The organism is Streptomyces sp. NPDC052721 (assembly GCF_040678315.1).
Classification (GTDB): Bacteria; Actinomycetota; Actinomycetes; order Streptomycetales; family Streptomycetaceae; genus Streptomyces.
In genome coordinates, this window is the sequence record NZ_JBFATL010000038.1 from 26628 (window position 1) to 41849 (window position 15222).

Genomic DNA, 15222 nt, shown 5'->3' on the forward strand with positions numbered 1-15222 from the left:
GGGGCGGGCTCTGTGTCACCTCCTACACGAACGGCCGGGCCCCGGATCGACACCGCGCGCCACGGCCGCGGAAAAAATTTCCGGAGCGCCGGAATGCCGGAGCGTCGGAATGCCGGGGTGCAGGCGTGCCGGGGTGCCGGATGACCGAGCGGAGGGGAAGAACGGAAGAATCTCCCGCATGGACCTCACCTCGCATCCGCTCGTCGTCCGCGCCCGCCGGCTCGCCACGGACCTGCTGATCCCCGAGGCCGAGCGGGTCGACCAGGAGTGGGTGCCCGCGGGCCATGTCGAGGCGGTGAAGCGGTCGGGGCTGCTCGGGGTGGCCGCGCCGGCGGAATACGGCGGCGCTGGGGCGCCGCCGGCCGTGCTGCGGGAGACCGCGGAGATCCTGGCCGGCGCGTGCTGTGCGACCTGGTTCGTGCAGACCCAGCACCACACGCCCGTGCAGACGCTGGCGCACAGCGGACTCCCGGTGCGGGAACGGCTGTTGGGCCCGCTGTCCCGTGGCGAGCTGCTGTCCGGGGTGGCGTACGCGCACCTGCGGTCGTATCCGCGCCGCCCGGTGCGGGTCCGCCGGGAGGGCACCGGCTGGCGGTTCGACGGCACCGTCCCCTGGTACACCGGGTGGGGCCTGAACGACGTGATGCTGCTGGCCGGGGTGACCGACTCCGACGAGGTGCTGTTCGCCTTCACCGAGGCACGCGAACAGCCTGGGCTGCGGGCCTCGCCGCCGATGCGGCTGGCGGCCCTCACCGCCGCGCGCACGGTGTCGCTGGAACTGGACGGCCTGTGGCTGCCCGCGGAGGCAGTGGCTCTGCACACGCCGTACGTCCGGTGGGCCGCCGGCGACCGGGTCAAGACCCTGACCACCAGCCCCGCGGTCTTCGGCGTGGCGGAGGCGGCGCTGTCCCTCCTGGACGACGAAACGGCCACCCCGCTCCGCTCCCGCCTGGCCGGTCTCCGCGAACGGGCCTACGCCCTGGCCGACGCTCCGGTTCCGGAGGCGTGGGGCGAGGAGCGGGGGACGGTGCGGGCCGAGGAGGCTGGGCATGGTCCGACGGTGCGGGATGAGGGGGCCGGGGAAGGCGCGGCGGTGCGGGGAGAAGGGGCCGGGGAAGGACTGGCGGAGGGTGAGCGGGCCGGGGGTGGCCGGGCGGTGCGGGGCCTGAGGGGCGGGGAAGAGGTGGGCGGGCGAGGGGGCCGGACCGGGGAGCGGGCCGGGGAGCGGGCTGGAGTCGGCCGGCGGGGCGGTGAACAGGCACCCGAAGCCGACTACCGGGGCGGGGAGCCAGCAGCCACACCGGACCACCGAGCGGGGCCACGGCCGACCGTGACCGACCACCGGGCCGGGGCGCGACCGACCGAACCCGACCACCGGGCCGGGGCACGGCCGCCCGGGTGGGACGACTGGGCCGAGGAGCGGCTGGCCGTGCGCGCGGAGGCGTACGAGGTGCTGCGTGCGGCCACCACCGCGGCGGTGGTGGCCGGCGGCGGCCGTGCGATGGCTCTGACGAGCCGCGCCCAGCGCCTGGCCCGGGAAGGGCTGTTCCTGCTGGTGCAGGGCCAGACGGCGGAATCGCGCGCGGCGCATCTGCGGGCGCTGAGCGGGGCGCCGGCCGCCACCGGGGAACGGGACCGAGCCGACGAACGCGACCGGACCTGAGAGCGGGACCGAGCCGACGAACGCGACCGGACCTGAGAGCGGGACCGGACCGCAGAGCCAGACCGAACCACAGAGCGCGACCCGACCACAGAGCGGGACCCGACCACGGAGCCAGACCCAACCCCCAGAGCCAGACCCGACCACAGAGCGGGACCCAACCCCCAGAGCCAGACCCGACCACAGAGCGGGACCCAACCCCAGAGCCAGACCGACAGGAGCAGTCGCTGCCGGCCGCCGTTCTGCTGTGGCGTGCGTACACGTCACCCCCCGGGCGACGACCGGTGGTCCAGGCCCGCGTCCGCGCCTTCGTTTCTCAGGAACGCGCGTCCGGCCAGAGGCGGTGGGCCGGCCGGCCCGCCACTCGCTTCAGCCCGCGAACGGCACCCGGGCCGATGCGGCAGTCCTGCCGTCAGGGTGTGCCCACAGCCCCTGTGCGGCGAGTCGCGGCAGGACGCCCTCGCCGAACCAGTAGGCCTCCTCCAGGTGCGGATACCCGGAGAGGACGAACTCGTCGATGCCGAGGGCGTGGTACTCCTTGATGCGCTCGGCGACCTCCTCATGGCTGCCGACCAGCGCCGTGCCCGCACCGCCGCGCACCAGCCCGATGCCGGCCCACAGGTTGGGGTGGATCTCCAGGCTCTTCCGGCTGCCGCCGTGCAGCGCGAGCATCCGCTGCTGCCCTTCCGACTCGCTGCGCGCGAGGCCCGTCTGGACGGCCCGTACGGTCTCCGGGTCGAATCCGTCGAGCAGCCGGTCCGCCTCCGCCCAGGCCTGCGCCGAGGTGTCCCGGGTGATGACGTGCAGCCGGATCCCGAAACGCGGGGTACGGCCGTGCTCCGCGGCGAGCTTCCGGATCCAGGCGATCTTCCCGGCGACCTGCGCGGGCGGTTCGCCCCAGGTGAGGTACACGTCGGCGTACCGGGCCGCGACCTCCCCGGCGGCGGGCGAGGAGCCGCCGAAGTACACCTCGGGGACCGGGTCGGGCAGCCGGCTGAGCCTCGCCTCCTCGACCCGGAGGTGCTCGCCGTGCAGGTCGACGCTCTTGCCGTCCCACAACTGCCGCACGATGTGCAGGAATTCACCGGTACGGCGGTAGCGGGCGTCCTTGTCGAGGAAGTCGCCGTAGGCCCGTTGTTCGTGGCTCTCGCCGCCGGTGACGACGTTGAGCAGCAGCCGTCCGCCGGTCTGCCGCTGGAAGGTGGACGCCATCTGGGCCGCGAGGGTGGGTGAGACGAAGCCGGGCCGGAAGGCGACCAGGAACTTCAGCCTCTCGGTGTGCTGGCTGACCATCGCGGTGGTCAGCCACGCGTCCTCGCACCAGGCGCCGGTCGGGGTGAGCGCGCCGGCGAAGCCCAGGTCTTCGGCGGCGCGGGCGATCTGGCTCAGGTAGGCGACGGTCGGCGGCCGGTCCCGTCCGGAAGCGGTCGCCGGGGTGCCGTGGCCACCGCCGACGACATGGCGGCTGTCGCCGTTGGTGGGCAGGAACCAGTGGAAGGTGAGGGACACGTGGGTCTCCGATCAGAGCAGGCCGTGCCGGGGCGGCCGGGTCGAGCGGTACGGCGCGAAGCGCCTCGCCGAGGGGCGGGGTATGGGGCGGGTACGGGCATCGACGGCCGGGGCCGTCAGCTCGCCGCCGCCAGCAGCCGGGTGCCGTCCAGGGCGGCGGCGAACTGGTCCACCACGTGCCCCAGGGCTTCGGCGGTGGTGGGCGCGAGGGTCACCGAGCCGTCGTCCCGCACCGTGATGTCCTTGTCGAGGGTGAACCAGCCCTGGACTATGTGCGCGGCACCCATGGAGTTCAACACCGGGCGCAGCGCGTAATCGATGGCGAGGACATGGGCGGTGGAGCCGCCGGTGGCGAGGGGCAGCACGGTCTTGCCGGTGAGCGCGTACTGCGGGAGCAGGTCCAGGAGCGCCTTGAGAACGCCGGAGTACGACGCCTTGTAGACGGGGGTGCCGACCACGACGCCGTCGGCGCGGGCGAACAGTCCGGTGGCCTCGACGACCGCGGGGTGCCGGAAGTCCGCGCCGAGCAGCGCCTCGGCCGGGACGGTACGGACGTCGAGCGGGATCACCTCGTGGCCCTGGGCGATGAGCCGCTGGTCCAGGTGGCGCAGCAGACGGCCGGTGCGCGAGGAGGCGGAGGGGCTGCCGGAGACGGACAGGACGGTGGCCATGGATGCCTCGTTTCTGGGGTGCGCCGGGCACGCGCGCACGGGGACGGGCGCCCGGTGAAGTCGGAGGGGAGCGGATTCCGGCTCGGCGGTCAGGTGGCGTGGGCGGGGACGGATTCCACTCCGGAGCCGGCCCTGGCGGCGATGCCGGCGCCGGGGAACCGGCAGGCGGATTTCCCGGGCGCTCCGGGCATGCGAAACGCAACGAGCTTCACGAACGTGAGGAATCCAGGAACCCAGGAGTTCCCGGACTCCGGGAAGTCCTGTTGCGGAATTGCCGGGCGGGATTTCCGGGCACGCCGAATTTCCGGCCAGGGCAGGGCGGAAGGCAGGCGAGCCAGTGCATGGGGAGCCCGACGGGACCGGCGGGGAAAACGCCGATCAGAGCGCGGGGCGACAGGAGGCGCTGGAGACGCGCGCGAGGTCGACATGGCGTCGCCGCGTGAGGTCCAGTCGCATTGTCATGCCGTGATCGTGGCAGCAGTCGGCGACGGCCGTCAAGGAAATCCCGACCGGTCTCGCATAGCGGACCATGGAATTGCGCGAAGAGTGGCAGGAAAGCGCCCCGGAAAAACCCCTGCGGGACCGAACGGCTCAGGCTCGGCCGTCCTCCTCCTGTGCCTCGACCACGACGAGGAACGCGTCCGATTGCAGGTCCATGACCACGGTCGCCGGTTCGCCCTCGGCGCGTCGGGCGGCGGCGTACTCCTCCGCGGGCCACGATCCACGCGGAGCCCCGGCGGGGAATCGCTCCAGCACCTTGGCACTCATGGCGGCGGACACCTCCGGTAGGTCGAAGGGAACGTACATCCTGTACTGCTCCGCCTGCCCCGGACCGCTGCGGACATGTCACCCCACCGACGGCTCCGCCGCCGTTCGGGCCGGTCCCGCGCCTCACCCGGCCGGTCTCCGGCACCCCAGGCAGGCCCCACGCCCGCCCGCCGGTCCCACGGCGACCGCCACGGCCACGGGCACGGGCACGGGAGCCACCTCGACCGCAGGGCCACCCCCCACCACCGTACCCAGAGCGCCCACTGCCCCCGCCCCTCCCCCGGAGCCGCACCATGACTGTCCCGGTCGTCCTCTTCACCGCCGGCCTGCGCCTGCACGACCACCCGCCCCTGCGGGCCGCGCTGAACGGGCTGCGGGAGCGGCGGCTGCGGCGCGCTCCGGAGGCCCGCGGACGGCGGCTGGCGCGTCCACGAGTCCGTGACCCCGGCGGTGGCGCCCGGCGCGGTGACCCCGGCCGCCTCGGACCACTTCGCGGTGTCCACGCCGTACTTCCGGCACTGGTCGGGGCAGCGGTTGCGGGGCGTCCTCTACGCGCCCCGCTCGGTCCGTGTGCCGCCGGGCATCGGCTCCGGGGAACTGCCGTCGCGGCCCACGCTGTCGGGGATCTCGCCGGGTCTGGCCGAGGGCGGCGACGCGGCCGGCCGGACGCGGCCGGCGGCCTGGCTCCGCTGCCGTGTCGCAGCCTACGCGGAGCGGCACGACGACCTGGCCGGGGACGCGACCTCCCGGCTCTCGCCGCACCTGCGTTTTCGGCACGCTCTCCCCCGTCGAGCTGGTCCACCGGGGGCGCCAGGGCGGGCGATCCGGGAGCGGAGGCGTCCGTGCGGCAGATCGCCTGGCGGGACCTCCACCGCCATGCACGAACGGGCCCGCCTGCTCAGCGCGGGCACGTACCCAGGCCTCCGGCCAGCTCTACACATAAGGAAGAAATAAGGGCAAACTGGAGTATGCGGCGCTTACGGCACGCCGCACCAGACGCGGTCTGGGCTCCAAAGTCGAAGGAGACGACTCATGGCCAACTTGCACAGGGGTGACATATCGAGCCACCCCGATGTCTCCGAAATGCGGGACCGCTACGCCCGCATGCTCGGCGGTCGTGATGTGGCACTCGTGGACGGGCCGGTCTTCCTGCTCGGCCTGTACTGCGCCGCCTCCCCGTGGATCCTGCACTACACGGCCAGCCAGCCCGCCCTCATGACCCACAACCTGATCATGGGCATCGCGATAGGCCTGCTGGCACTGGGATTCACCCGGGCACCCGAGCGCATGTACGGCCTGAGCTGGGCCATGTGCGCCCTGGGCATCTGGATGATCATCGCTCCGTGGATCGTGGGCAGCCGCCCGGACGCGGGCGTCATCGTCAACAACATCGTCATCGGAGCCCTGGCCCTCGTCCTCGGACTGCTGTGCGCCGGTACGGCGGCGAAGAGCGCCCCCAGGCCGTAGAAGAGCCTTGAAAGAGGAGACCGAGGAAAGGAAGGAAAGAACGCGGGCCGGTCCGCCCCGGGCGGACCGGCCTCCGCGTGCCTCCGTCCGCACGGCGGGGCGAAACCAGCCACGACCGCCAGAGCCGGACGGCACCCGTCATGACGACCGTCAGCGGGACGGCACCAGCCACGGCTCCTGCGGCAGGGTCCGGCCGGTCTCCAGCAGCGACTTCAGGTTGGACAGCACGGCCGGCCAGCCGGACGCGACGTCCGCGCGCTCGCCCTCGTCGTTGAGATCCTCGTGGGTGACGGTCAGCCGGACGATGTCCTCGTGCGGCCGGATTTCGAAGGTGACCCGGGAGTGCCGGTCCTCCTGCCCCTCCTGGTCGGGGGCGGCCCAGGTGGTCACCAGCCGGTTCGGCGGCTCGCTCTCCACGACGCGGCCGACCACGTCGGCGATGCCGGATCCGTCGGTGCGCACGTGCTCCCAGCGGGAACCGGGCCGCCAGTCGGAGACGTTGCGGTGCCCCCAGTAGGCGGCCGTCAGGTCGGCGTCGGTGAGCGCCTCCCAGACCTTCTCGGGTGTGCTCGCGATGTAGGTGACGTACACGAAACGGGGCTTGTCGGTCATGGCTTCCTCGGCTCGTCGCTTCACGGCGCCGAGCGCGGCGAGGCGCGGGCGCTCGAACTTGTCGATCCACCGCTCCTGGATCTCGTGGAGCGGTACGGGGTTGAGGTAGTGCAGCTTCTCCCGCCCCCGCCGCACCGTGCTGATCAGGTTGGCGGCCTCCAGGACGGCCAGGTGCTGGGTCACCGACTGGCGCGTCATGGCGATGCGCTCGCACAGCTCACCCAGGGTCTGGCCGTTGTTCTCGTGGAGCCGGTCGAGCAGGCGCCGGCGCGTGTCGTCGGCCAGCGCCTTGAAGACCTTGTCCATCCCGGTGTCGTCCTCCGATCGCACACTCGACGTTATGCAGGTATCTACCTGCATGTCAAGGAAGCCCATCCGAACCGGAGCGGTCAGCCGGTCACCGTGAAGGAGATCCACACGTCCGCAGGCAGATCCGGCCGGCCCGGCACCGGCCGCGGCTCGCGGGTCCACGCGTCGCCGGCCAGATCCTCGGCGACCCGCGGCCAGAAGCTCACCGCGGCCGGGTTGTCCTGCTGGAAGGCGATCTCCCACGGCCCGGGGTGCCGGGTGAGCACCTCGCGCACGGCCCGCAGCCCGATGCCCCGGCGCCGGGCGCCACGCACCACGAAGAAGCCGCTCAGCACGCGGACCGGACCGTCCAGCCCACGGACGAAGGCGAACCCGGCAGGGCGTTCTTCGCAGGTCAGCAGATACGGCGCCCAGCCCGGCTCCGTGAAGGCGTACGCCACGCGTTCACCGCGGAAGGTGCCGTCGGCGGCGGGCAGGAGGCCTGAGAACTCGGACAGATCGTGGCGGAACATCAGCCACAGCCGCTCGACGGCGGGCCGGTCTTCGGGGGTCGCGAGGCGGACGGTGACGTCCGCGGTCATGATGTCGGTCATGAACCAAAACCTCCCCGGCGGACTGCGGTCCGGCCGGGGAGGTGCGCTTCGATGCGGGGTAACTCTAGCTCATGCCAAGGGCGTTGCGCTGACCGCCCCCACGGGCTCCGCGCCGGGCTCCGCGCTGATCTCCTTCGGGCCGAACGGCCACACCTTCTCCAGCCGCGCCCAGATCAGGAAGGCCACGCCGCCGAGGGCCAGCCAGGCCAGGGACCACTCGATGGGATGACGGCCCGGGGAGTTCTTGTCGGCGTAACCGTAGATCACGCACCAGCCGACGAAGGCGACGACGCTCGGCACGGGGTACAGCCACATCCGGTACGGACGGGGCAGGTCCGGCCGGCGTCGGCGCAGGACCGTCAGCGCGACGATCTGGGCCAGTGCCTGGACGATGACCATCACCGTGGTGAGCAGTTGGATCAGGGTCGCGAGGTCGGTGTGGCGGCCGATCAGGAAGCCGACGGCGGTGATCACGCCCATGGTGGCGAGGCCGAGCATCGGGAAGCGGTGCCTCGGGTGCAGCTTCGCGTACGGGCGGAAGAAGACCCGGTCGCGAGCGGCGTCGTAGGGCACCCGGGAACCGCCGAGCAGGCCGGCGAAGACGGAGGCGAACGCGGTGATCAGGATCAGCACGGTCACCGTGTCGGCCGCACCCTTGCCCCAGGCCTCCTCCAGCACGGCGGAGGCCACCGAGGAGGAGGCGATGTCGTGCGGGTCGGTCATCCGGTGCCAGTCGACGACACCGAGGGTGCCGATCTGCAGCAGCAGGTAGATCGCCATGATGCCGAGGATCGACAAGAGGATGGAGCGCGGCAGGGTACGGCCGGGCTCCTTGATCTCGGCGCCCATGTAGGCGGTGGTGTTGTAACCGAGGTAGTCGTAGATGCCGATGGTCAGGCCCGCGGCGAAGCCGAGCCAGAAGTGGTTGCTCATCACATTGAAAGCCCCCGCCGGGTAGGTGAAGGCCATGTGTGGGCTGAAGTGAGTGGCGGCGGCGACGATCACCAGCAGCACCGAGGCGATCATCACGGTCCACATCACGGCGGTGATCCGGGCGATGTGCTCGATGCCGCGCCAGAGCAGGATCACCACCAGCGCGATGACGCCGAGGCCGATCAGATCGCCGGCGGTCTGCCCGAGGCCGGGCGCGAGGTAGCCCAGGTACTGGACGAAGCCGACCACGCCCGTGGACATGATCAGCGGGATGAAGAGCATCGCCGTCCACACGAACAGGAACGGCATCAGGCGGCCGGTGCGGTACTGGAAGGCCTGGCGCAGATAGAGGTAACTGCCGCCGGAGCCGGGCAGGGCGGCGCCCAGCTCGGCCCAGACCAGGCCGTCGCACAGCGCCAGGACCGCGCCGGCGACAAAGCCGATGACCGCCTGGGGGCCGCCGAACGCGGCGACCATCAGCGGGATCGTCACGAACGGCCCGATGCCGCACATCTGGCTCATGTTGATGGCCGTGGCCTGGAACAGACCGACACGGCGGACGAAACCACCCGGGGGTGGCGGGCTACCGGACATGGGGGACTCCTGACGCGACGGGCGCGCGACGCCCGGCGGAGGGTGACTGGCGGATAAAGTTAAGGAGCCTTACTAGAGGCGTCAAGTGTGCGACAGAAATGCACGAGAATGGTGCGATGCCCGCCAGCGACGTCGTAGAGCAGCCGGAACAGCCCTGGAGCCGCCGGCGTCTGCGCAGTACCAACGAGCGGCTGCTGCTGGACCGGCTGCGCGCGCTCGGCGCCGCCTCGCGCGCCCAACTGGCCCGGGAGACGGGCCTGTCGAAGCCGACGGTCTCCAGTGCGCTGGCCTCGCTGGCGGCGGCCGGCCTGGTGCACGAGGTCGGCACGCAGGCCCCGGAGCGGGGGCGCACCGCCGTGCTCTACGCCCCCGATCCGGCCGCCGGGTACGCGCTCGGCGTCGACATCGGCCGGGGCTGGCTGCGCGTGGCGGTGGTCGACCTGGACGGCACGGTCGTGGCCCGGGCGGACATACGCAACCGGGCCCGCGCCTCGGCCGCCCTGACCGGCCTGGTCGTGAGCACCGCCCGCCAGGTGATCGCCAACTCGGGCGTGGACCCGGCGGAGGTGGTGCACGGGGTGGTGGGCACGCCCGGGGTGTACGACGAGAAGCAGCGGCGGGTGCGCTACGCGATGCATCTGCCGGGCTGGGGACGGGCCGGGCTCGTGGACGGCATACGCACGGAGCTGGGTGTGCCGCTGGAGGTGCACAACGACGCCAATCTGGCGGCGCTCGGCGAGTACACCTTCGGCGTGGGCGCGGGCAGCCGGCTCTTCGCGTACATCCTGATCGGCACCGGTCTGGGGATGGGCGTGGTCAGCGAGGGACGGCTGTTCACGGGCGCGCGCGGGCTGGCCGGGGAGATCGGCTTCCTGCCGTGGCACGGCCGGCAGAAGCCGGAGCGGCTGGAGGACGCGGTGTCGGGGGTGGCGGTGGTGGAGTCCGCCCGGCAGTTCGGGATGCGCGGGCAGCTCACGGCGAAGGCCGTGTTCGACGCGGCCCGGCAGGGACATCCGGCCGCCGTGCGGGCGGTGGAGCTGGAGGGCGAGCGGATAGCGCACACCGTGGCGGCGGCCGCCGCCGTGCTCGACCCGGATCTCGTGGTGCTCGGCGGCGGTGTCGGGCACAGCGTCGACCTGCTGCTGCGGCCCGTGCGGGAGCGGTTGCGGGCGCTGACCCCGTTGCGGCCCCGGATCGCGCCGAGCCGGCTCGGCGAGGACGCCGTCCTGCTCGGCGCGGTGGCCACGGCACTGGACACGGCCCGCGACCTGGTGTTCGAACGCCGCACGGCCGGAACCTGACCAGTTCAACGGCCACCGCGGCGAGGGTCGTTGACACGGCCCGTGGCGCCCCCTAGCGTGGCCCAGGTTAGTAAAGTTTCCTAACTTTACGAGGCTGGAGACCGCCGTGTTCCCTCGCCCCGCCCGCCGGCTGCCCATGACCGCCGCGCTCCTCGCCCTGGTCGGCTCCCTGACCACCGGCGCCTGGGCCGGCCCCCGGGACACGGCGGAGACCCACCGGCCCGCCCGGATCACCCATGTCCCCTCCGCCCCCGGCACCGGCACCCCGCTGTCCGGCTACGCCGTCCAGTCCACGGCGAAGGTGGGCGACTCGGCGGCGGCCGTGTCCTCCCCCGGCTACCCGGCGAAAGGCTGGTATCCGGCGGGCCCGCGCTCCACGGTGCTCGCCGCACTGCTGGCGAACGGCGTCTACTCCGACCCGTTCCACTCCACCGACCAGCAGAAGATCCCCCGGGCCGACTTCGAGGTGCCCTGGTGGTACCGCGCCGACTTCACCGTCCGGGACACCCGGCAGCGCACCTCTCTCGACTTCAGCGGGGTCGTCTCGGCGGCGGACGTCTACGTGAACGGCCGGCAGGTGGCGAAGGCCGCCGATGTGACCGGCGCCTACACCCACCACGAGCTGGACATCACCTCACTGGTCAGGTCCGGCACCAACACGGTCGCCTTCCGCGTCCGGCCCAACGACCCGCTCAAGGACCTGACCATGGGCTGGATCGACTGGATCCAGCCGCCGCCCGACCAGAACATGGGCCTCGTCCGGGACGTCCTGGTCCGCAGGGGCGGCCCGGTCGCGCTGCGCGACGCGCACGTGGTCACCGAGCTGGCGGTGCCGTCGCTCGCCACGGCCGACCTGACCGTCAAGGCGCAGGCCCGCAACGACACGGACGCGCCGGTCACGGCGGAGGTCGGCGGCAGCGTCGCCGGGACGGAGTTCCGCACGACGGTGTCGCTCGCCGCGCACGAGACGAAGACCGTCACCTTCTCCCCCGCCGACACCCCCGGCCTGCACCTGACCGACCCGAAGGTGTGGTGGCCGGCCGGCATGGGCGGGCAGCCGCTGTACGACCTCGACCTCACCGCCACCGTGGCCGGCACGACGTCGGACACCGCGCACGAGACCTTCGGCATCCGGGACGTGCAGGCCCCGCTGAACTCCGACGGCGCCCGGCAGTACCGGATCAACGGCCGCAAGCTGCTGATCAAGGGCGGCGGCTGGTCCCCGGACGAGTTCCTGCGCTGGGACCCCACCTATGTCGAGGACCGCTTGAAGTACGCCCTCGACCTGGGCCTGAACACCCTCCGCCTGGAAGGCCACCTGGAACCGGACGAGTTCTTCGACCTGGCCGACCGCTACGGCGTACTCACCCTGCCGGGCTGGGAGTGCTGCGACAAATGGGAGGGCGAGTTCAACGGCGACGAGAAGGGCGACCGGTGGACCGACGCCGACTACCCGGTCGCCAAGGCGTCCATGGCCGCCGAGGCCGCCCGGCTGCGTGACCACCCGAGCGTCATCTCCTTCCTGATCGGCAGCGACTTCGCCCCCGACGCGACGATCGAGAAGAACTACCTGGACGCCCTCAAGTCCGCCGACTGGCCCACCCCCGTCGTCTCCTCCGCCTCCGACCGGTCCTCCCCGCGGCTGGGCGGCTCGGGCATGAAGATGACCGGCCCCTACGACTGGGTGCCGCCCGGCTACTGGTACGCCAAGCGCGAGGGCGGGGCGACCGGGTTCAACTCCGAGACCAGCGCGGGCCCCAGCATCCCCACCCTCGACACGCTGCGCCGGATGATGACGCCCGCCGAACTCGACACCCTGTGGAAGGACCCGGACGCCAGGCAGTACCACCGCTCGCCGTCCCCCGTCTTCGGCACGCTCAAGATCTACGACGACGCCCTCGCCGGCCGCTACGGCGCACCGACCGGCCTCACCGACTACGTCCGCAAGGCGCAGCTGGCCCAGTACGAGAACGTCCGCGCTCAGTTCGAGGCGTACGGACGCAACGCGACCGATCGGGACCGGCCCTCCACCGGGGTGATCCACTGGATGTTCAACAGCGGCTGGACGTCCCTGCACTGGCAGCTGACCGACCGCTACCTCGACCAGAACGGCTCCTACTTCGGCGCGAAGAAGGCGAACGAGCCGCTGCACATCCAGTACTCCTACGACGACCGCTCGGTCGTGGTGGTGAACAACCGGCCCGCTCCCGCCAGGGGCCTCACCGCGCGGGCCACGCTGTACAACCCCGACGGCACGCAGAAGTACGACAGGACCGTCACCGGCGTGGCGGTGGACGGGGACGGGGCGCACGGCACACCGCTGACCCTGCCGTCCTCGGTGAGCGGGCTGTCGCGGACGTATCTGCTCCGGCTGGTGCTGACGGACGCGGACGGCACGGAGGTGAGCCGGAACGTGTACTGGCTCTCCACCCGGCCCGACACCCTCGACTGGAACGGCACCACCTGGTACCACACGCCGACGACGAGCTACGCCGACATGAAGGGGCTCGCCTCGATGGCGCAGGTGCCCGTGACGGCGACGGCGACCACGCGTGCGTCGGACGGCATGTCGACCACGACGGTGACCCTGCGCCACAGCGGGAGCGGGAAGACCCCGGCGCTGCTGACGGACGTGCACCTCGTGGACGAGCGGGGGAAGCCCGTGCTGCCGGTGCGCTGGTCGGACAACGAGGTGAGCCTGTGGCCGGGCGAGTCGGTGACGCTGACGGCCACCTACCGGACGGCCGACCTGCGCGGCTCGGCACCGAGCGTGCGGGTCTCCGGCTGGAACACGCCGGAGCGGACGGTGCCGGCGGCCTGACCGCACAGGGGGTGGACCTTTTGCGGCCCACCCCCGTCCCGGCTCAGCTCACGGTGAGCGCGGTGTCGTCGAGGACGAACGAGGTCTGGAGGGTGGAGCCCTCGGTGCCGGTGAACTTGACCGTCACCGTCTGGCCCGCGTAGCTCGCTAGGTTGAAGGCGCGCTGGGTGTAGCCGCTCGCCGCGTTCAGGTTCGAGTAGGTCGCGAGGGTGGACAGCACCGTTCCGCTGCTGCCCAGCACCTGCGCTTTGAGGGTGTCGTAGGCCGTCGAGGTGGTCGTCTCGGCGGTGTCGACGTGGAGGGAGAAGCTGAGGGTGGCGCTCGTGCAGCCGGCGGGGATGGTCACCGACTGCGCGAGGGTGTCGGTGTGGGCCGAGCCGTAGCCGTTCAGCCAGGCCTTGTAGGAGCCGGTGCGGGCGGCCTCGCCGGTGTCGTCGGTGATCACACCGCTGGAGGCGGTCCAGGAGGTGGCGCCGGACTCGAAGCCGGGGTTGGCCAGCAGCTGGGCCGCCGTGCAGGTGCCGCCACCGCCCCCGCCGCCGCTGCCGCTCGCGCCGGACAGCCACTCGGTGGCGTTGAGGGCGAGGGCCGCGTCGGTGGCGCCGGAGTCGTTCCAGCCGTCGTACAGGGTGTTGCCGGACTGGCCGGTGCCGTCGTCGACGGGTGAGCTGTCGCCCCAGAACGCCACCCGGCCGCTGCCGAAGGTGCTGGTGGCGAAGAAGGCGCCCGTGTTGCCGGAGTAACCGGTGCGGTGGAGCAGGCCCTTGACGGAGGCGTTGTCGGCGGGCTTGAGGGTGGCGGTCGTACCGCTGGCGATCAGGCTCTTGGTGACGGTGCCGAAGGAGCCGTGGAGCACCGGGTCGGTGCTGTCGCTGATCGCGGACGGGTGGTCGGAGCTGATGCTCAGCGAGTCGATGGAGAAGCCGAACGGGTCGGTGGAGTCGACGCTGTTGTTCGTCATCAGGTCGTTGAGGATCTCGACCGCGTCGTAGCCGTCGTTGTTGCGGTCGGCGCCGGTGTGGTCGGAGATCATGAACAGCCCGCCGCCGTTCTTCACGAAGTTCATGATCGCCGTCTTCTCGGCGCTGGTGAACAGCGTGTTGGGTTCCGGCAGGACCAGCGTGTCGAAGTTCGACAGGTCGGTCGCGGACGTGCCGCCGTAGCTGAGGCCGGCGCCCGGCGGCAGCGTCTTCAGGCTGTAGGTGCCGGTCTTCTGCAACGCCACGCCCCAGGAGGACAGGGCGCCGGTCCAGTCCGTCTCGGCGGACGGGGTGGAGTCCTGGCCGAGCGGGTCGGGCTGGCTGGTGGAGATGATCCAGTCGGCGTTGCCGGCCGTCTCGGCGTGGGCGTTGTCGAACAGGATGCGGTGCGTGGTCGCCGCGTGGGCGGGGGTGCCGGTGCCAACCTGGAGGGCGGCTCCGGCGACCAGCAGGCCCAGGCCGGCCAGGGCAGCGGTGAATCTGCGCGGGGATCTCCTGGATCCGGGCATCCGTCGAACCTCCGTGAAGGGGTGGGGAAGAGGGCGTGCGGGCGCCAAGTCTGCGCGTGGAGAACCCGCTTGAGGCTTCTACACGCGTCAATCGGTTGAAAGGTACATGGCATGAAGGGCCAATGAACAGAGGCTTCCGGGGGCAACCGGAACGGAGTGGCTCCGCTTACAGCGGGCACATGCCACCTCAGCGGGGACCGCCAACAAAACCGTCAAGGAGGGTCGGCCATGGAGATCTCAGGCATCATCAGCGCCATCGTCATCGGCCTCGTCATCGGTGTACTGGGGCGGCTGGTCGTCCCCGGACGGCAGCACATCGGGGTCCTGTGGACCATCGTCGTCGGCATCGTGGCCGCGCTGCTGGGATCGGCGATCGCCGCCGGGCTGGGGGTCGCCGACACGAAGGGGCCCGACTGGATCGAGTGGCTCATCCAGATAGCCCTGGCGGCCGTCGGGGTGGCCGCACTGGACCGGGGCGGCCGGGCCCGGCGCTGA

At 72.0% G+C, this 15222-nt stretch carries 13 protein-coding genes and 1 pseudogene; 6 read left to right on the plus strand and 8 right to left on the minus strand.

The annotated features are described in order from the left end of the window. The first annotated feature begins 178 nt into the window (after window positions 1–178). On the plus strand, window positions 179–1663 hold the full coding sequence (locus tag AB0L21_RS29685) for an acyl-CoA dehydrogenase family protein (protein WP_365787509.1): 1485 nt from the start codon (window positions 179–181) through the stop codon (window positions 1661–1663). 366 nt (window positions 1664–2029) lie between these two features. Here the strand turns inward: AB0L21_RS29685 and AB0L21_RS29690 are convergent, their stop codons facing one another. From AB0L21_RS29690 to AB0L21_RS29705, 4 genes are all read right to left on the minus strand, one after another. Beyond that, the gene (locus AB0L21_RS29690; RefSeq protein ID WP_365787511.1) at window positions 2030–3169 is read right to left on the minus strand and encodes an LLM class flavin-dependent oxidoreductase; all 1140 of its coding nucleotides are present in this window, start codon (window positions 3167–3169) and stop codon (window positions 2030–2032) included. Window positions 3170–3285: 116 nt separating this feature from the next. Further along, entirely contained in the window at window positions 3286–3840 is a 555-nt protein-coding gene (gene ssuE / locus AB0L21_RS29695; protein WP_365787513.1) for an NADPH-dependent FMN reductase, read from the minus strand. A 378-nt stretch (window positions 3841–4218) separates the two neighbouring features. Next, window positions 4219–4371, minus strand: a complete 153-nt coding sequence (locus tag AB0L21_RS29700) for a putative leader peptide (RefSeq protein WP_365787515.1) — start codon at window positions 4369–4371, stop codon at window positions 4219–4221. 60 nt (window positions 4372–4431) lie between these two features. Next, on the minus strand, window positions 4432–4608 hold the full coding sequence (locus AB0L21_RS29705) for a hypothetical protein (protein ID WP_365702739.1): 177 nt from the start codon (window positions 4606–4608) through the stop codon (window positions 4432–4434). Between the two features lie 293 nt (window positions 4609–4901). Here AB0L21_RS29705 and AB0L21_RS29710 point away from each other — a divergent pair. Together AB0L21_RS29710 and AB0L21_RS29715 are read left to right on the plus strand one after the other, a co-directional pair. Beyond that, a pseudogene (locus tag AB0L21_RS29710) lies at window positions 4902–5483 on the plus strand (hypothetical protein); the annotation flags it as partial. A 157-nt stretch (window positions 5484–5640) separates the two neighbouring features. Beyond that, window positions 5641–6075, plus strand: coding sequence for an SPW repeat protein (locus tag AB0L21_RS29715; protein WP_365702737.1), 435 nt, complete (start codon window positions 5641–5643; stop codon window positions 6073–6075). A 150-nt stretch (window positions 6076–6225) separates the two neighbouring features. Here AB0L21_RS29715 and AB0L21_RS29720 read toward each other — a convergent pair whose 3' ends face one another. The 3 genes from AB0L21_RS29720 to AB0L21_RS29730 all read right to left on the minus strand — a co-directional run bounded on the left by AB0L21_RS29720 (window position 6226) and on the right by AB0L21_RS29730 (window position 9116). Next, on the minus strand, window positions 6226–6993 hold the full coding sequence (locus tag AB0L21_RS29720; RefSeq protein WP_365702864.1) for a metalloregulator ArsR/SmtB family transcription factor: 768 nt from the start codon (window positions 6991–6993) through the stop codon (window positions 6226–6228). 83 nt (window positions 6994–7076) lie between these two features. After that, window positions 7077–7589 (minus strand): GNAT family N-acetyltransferase, encoded by a 513-nt coding sequence (locus AB0L21_RS29725; protein WP_365702735.1) that lies wholly within the window; start codon window positions 7587–7589, stop codon window positions 7077–7079. Between the two features lie 69 nt (window positions 7590–7658). Then, window positions 7659–9116, minus strand: coding sequence for an APC family permease (locus AB0L21_RS29730; protein ID WP_365787517.1), 1458 nt, complete (start codon window positions 9114–9116; stop codon window positions 7659–7661). Window positions 9117–9232: 116 nt separating this feature from the next. Here AB0L21_RS29730 and AB0L21_RS29735 point away from each other — a divergent pair, with 116 nt between their 5' ends. Together AB0L21_RS29735 and AB0L21_RS29740 are read left to right on the plus strand one after the other, a co-directional pair. Then, on the plus strand, window positions 9233–10417 hold the full coding sequence (locus AB0L21_RS29735) for an ROK family protein (RefSeq protein WP_365787519.1): 1185 nt from the start codon (window positions 9233–9235) through the stop codon (window positions 10415–10417). Between the two features lie 106 nt (window positions 10418–10523). Next, window positions 10524–13238 (plus strand): sugar-binding domain-containing protein, encoded by a 2715-nt coding sequence (locus AB0L21_RS29740; protein ID WP_365787521.1) that lies wholly within the window; start codon window positions 10524–10526, stop codon window positions 13236–13238. A gap of 43 nt (window positions 13239–13281) precedes the next feature. Here AB0L21_RS29740 and AB0L21_RS29745 read toward each other — a convergent pair whose 3' ends face one another. Beyond that, a complete protein-coding gene (locus AB0L21_RS29745) occupies window positions 13282–14727 on the minus strand; it encodes a hydrolase (protein ID WP_365787523.1) in 1446 nt (481 codons plus the stop codon). Window positions 14728–14955: 228 nt separating this feature from the next. On the opposite strand from AB0L21_RS29745, the gene AB0L21_RS29750 reads away from it, so the two are divergent. After that, window positions 14956–15222, plus strand: a complete 267-nt coding sequence (locus AB0L21_RS29750) for a GlsB/YeaQ/YmgE family stress response membrane protein (RefSeq protein WP_365787525.1) — start codon at window positions 14956–14958, stop codon at window positions 15220–15222.

Coding starts and splice junctions, on each gene's coding strand:
- AB0L21_RS29685 (WP_365787509.1), top strand. CDS start 179: ATGGACCTCACCTCGCATCCGCTCGTCGTCCGCGCCCGCCGGCTCGCC.
- ssuE (WP_365787513.1), bottom strand. CDS start 3,840: ATGGCCACCGTCCTGTCCGTCTCCGGCAGCCCCTCCGCCTCCTCGCGC.
- AB0L21_RS29700 (WP_365787515.1), bottom strand. CDS start 4,371: ATGGTCCGCTATGCGAGACCGGTCGGGATTTCCTTGACGGCCGTCGCC.
- AB0L21_RS29705 (WP_365702739.1), bottom strand. CDS start 4,608: ATGAGTGCCAAGGTGCTGGAGCGATTCCCCGCCGGGGCTCCGCGTGGA.
- AB0L21_RS29715 (WP_365702737.1), top strand. CDS start 5,641: ATGGCCAACTTGCACAGGGGTGACATATCGAGCCACCCCGATGTCTCC.
- AB0L21_RS29720 (WP_365702864.1), bottom strand. CDS start 6,993: ATGGACAAGGTCTTCAAGGCGCTGGCCGACGACACGCGCCGGCGCCTG.
- AB0L21_RS29725 (WP_365702735.1), bottom strand. CDS start 7,589: ATGACCGACATCATGACCGCGGACGTCACCGTCCGCCTCGCGACCCCC.
- AB0L21_RS29730 (WP_365787517.1), bottom strand. CDS start 9,116: ATGTCCGGTAGCCCGCCACCCCCGGGTGGTTTCGTCCGCCGTGTCGGT.
- AB0L21_RS29735 (WP_365787519.1), top strand. CDS start 9,233: ATGCCCGCCAGCGACGTCGTAGAGCAGCCGGAACAGCCCTGGAGCCGC.
- AB0L21_RS29745 (WP_365787523.1), bottom strand. CDS start 14,727: ATGCCCGGATCCAGGAGATCCCCGCGCAGATTCACCGCTGCCCTGGCC.
- AB0L21_RS29750 (WP_365787525.1), top strand. CDS start 14,956: ATGGAGATCTCAGGCATCATCAGCGCCATCGTCATCGGCCTCGTCATC.